Here is a 2620-nt window from a genome sequence, read left to right as displayed (position 1 = left end):
CAGAAGGAGCTCTGTGAAGATTTCTCTTCGTTTTAATCTGCCCTTTTGAAATGAGTTTTTAGCAGGATAATATAAATGTGTAATATCTAATCTTAAGTTTATGATGTTGCGCATAGCGGGCGGTACTCCCCCAACAAATGCAGGTATGTAATCTGATTTTCCAAAAGACCGGTTCACAGCCAGAAGCAGATCCGTAATTTCTTTTTTCAGAGGGGTTTTTCGGTAAACTGTAGGTTTACAGATTGTACCTTCCAGAAGAATTCGATTTGTGTAATCCGTCTTAGAGTCATTTACCTCTACAAATTTCACTTCCCTGGCAAATACATAAAGCTCTAATCGAGTATGGTTTTCTTCACGTAGATTATGTGAATGAAATTCCCCATAAATTTCCGCAAATTCACCAACGCGGCTCTTCGTAATATCTGCAATTTGTTCCGATATCAACACCGGAATTGTATCTACAGAATCGCTGAGGCGCTTAACCTGAAGCTCCGCCTTATAAAAGCATTCTCCACAAATCTTATGACTAAATGTAAAATCCATTGCAATCTTACCAGTGATAACAACCTGGTTGTCGTCAAACATTATATAGGCCATAGTATCTTTATCCTTTCTCTCTTTTGTTTACCATTTTATGCGGCGTTCTCCATCAAATCCTCTTCCAGGATATCCGCAAGCAACTTTCCAGTGAATCCAAATCCATTCACTTTTACTTTCTTTTCCGCAAATCTTCGATTTCTTTTTTCCGAAGATCCCGGCTCTTTAGCGAAAGAATCTTATCTTCTTTATTGAGCTACGTGTAAGCTGCTTCTGCCACTTCACCAAAAATTTTTTTGCTTCCTCAATGTCAGGATTTTGACGGTCAAAATAAGTACGCTTCTGGCGTACTGTTCATCAGGTTCCACTTCCAATGTATAATAGGGTTTCTCTGGAGTATCTGTTTTTCGTAGAAACAAAAGATAGGATTCCTGTTTTGCCATACGGTCAAAATAAGTTTCCTTTCCAGTAATGCAATGCTTTAGTTCATTTCCCTCTGCCAAAATATCTTTTACATTTCGCGGTGCTACAATCTGATACTTTTGATCTTTATATTCATATTTTTTCAGACTTTCGCAAACCGCTTCTATTGTAGGAAACTTTTCCACGACCTCATCTGCTTTCAAATCCATTTCTTTATCTCTCAGCATTTGGATCACTTCATTATGCCGCAGTTCCAGCTTTCGTACCCGATATACAATGGAATCCTTTACATTTAGGCCTAGTTTTTCAGCCATATCAAGATAATCCTTCCAGGTACCCACAAGATCTTTCGGTTTCTTTTCACTTTCTTCTGCCTGTTTTTCTAAATAATTCTTTATCTGTTCCGGGCTCATTCGATCTAGTATAAATGATAGTTCTGTCGGGTTAATCTTACATTTTGAGAACCAGGCAATCACGTCATCTTTGATCACCTTTCCCAATCCTTTTTCAAAAATCAACCATTCAAGAAATATGCGTCCACCCTTGTTATTCCGAAGTCTGTTTAGCCGGAATTTATCAATCCCCAGTGCATGTCCTAAAGAGTCTGCTTCTTGGAAATAGATAGATGTTCCAGTACTCAAAATGTCATCCACTAACTGATCCAGTCCGGCTTTTGCCAATTGTTCAAAATAGGGATACCAGCTTAACCGATCTAAATAATAGATTGGCTCTATCTTTTCACTTTTTCTAATTAATTCATAAAATCCACTTCTTCTAAACTGCTTATTTTGAATTCCATGAAGGGATTTTTTATAGATACGTCCTGGATAACGCGGTTCATAGCCCCAATAATACGGACGGTTCGGATAGAGTTCTCCCTGAATCCACCTATGTTCATCTGTTCCACGGTAGTATCCATAATAAAACTCTTTTTTATTAAGATCTGTATCATAGACAAATCTGCGTTGTTCCCACCAATTATATATTGGTTTCGTATATGCCAGCATATCATATTTCACACTAGCTCTGAATTCACGAACGACAAAATTCTGTCCGCACGTTTGTAACAGATATGCCGTTTCCTCACGCGAACTTACCATACGCTGTTTTCCGATTGCCTTATACTGGATCTTATGCCCGCAATTAGGGCATTTTCCTGTTTTGTTATGTTTTACAGCTTTTACAGGCACATTCTTTTCGCACCAGGTACAATAACCTGTCATACTTTCTTTCCGGGAGTATTTATAGAAAATATAATTCTGTGTAATCCCTACTTTTTTCATCCACCGATTCCAGTCTTTCGGTGTATTCTTCACACAATTCATCACCTGATCCCAGGCCTGTGTACGCAATCGGTTTTTCTGTATTCTTTTTCTTCTACGTACCTCTTTTTCAAATTGTAAAATAGCATAATACACGTTGTCTTTTTTGTACTCCTCACCTAGAGTTTCCCATATCTGATCCAGACTGTTTGTATCACACCATGCATGACCATACTTTATCCCGTTTGGCCATTCAATATTCTCCAACATTTTATTAGTCCATCCCTTTAGCCCAACATCATAAACTTAAGATTAGATATTACACATTTATATTATCCTGCTAAAAACTCATTTCAAAAGGGCAGATTAAAACGAAGAGAAATCTTCACAGAGCTCCT

2 protein-coding genes are annotated in these 2620 nt (G+C 37.8%); both read right to left on the bottom strand.

The window, feature by feature from the left end:
• Window positions 1–597 (bottom strand): hypothetical protein (locus DW904_RS22445; protein WP_118584328.1); only part of this gene is annotated, 597 nt, incomplete at its 3' end.
• A gap of 221 nt (window positions 598–818) precedes the next feature.
• On the bottom strand, window positions 819–2492 hold the full coding sequence (locus DW904_RS22440) for a PcfJ domain-containing protein (RefSeq protein ID WP_118584327.1): 1674 nt from the start codon (window positions 2490–2492) through the stop codon (window positions 819–821).
• Between the last annotated feature and the right edge of the window lie 128 nt (window positions 2493–2620).

It is taken from the genome of Ruminococcus sp. AM42-11, from assembly GCF_003480145.1.
Lineage (GTDB): Bacteria > Bacillota > Clostridia > Lachnospirales > Lachnospiraceae > Blautia_A > Blautia_A faecis.
Note: the sequence above shows the minus strand (reverse complement) of the source record. Positions and strands in the feature narration are given on the sequence as shown.

Excerpts from the sequence above, each read along its gene's own strand:
- DW904_RS22440 (WP_118584327.1), bottom strand. The coding sequence starts at position 2,492 with ATGTTGGAGAATATTGAATGGCCAAACGGGATAAAGTATGGTCATGCA.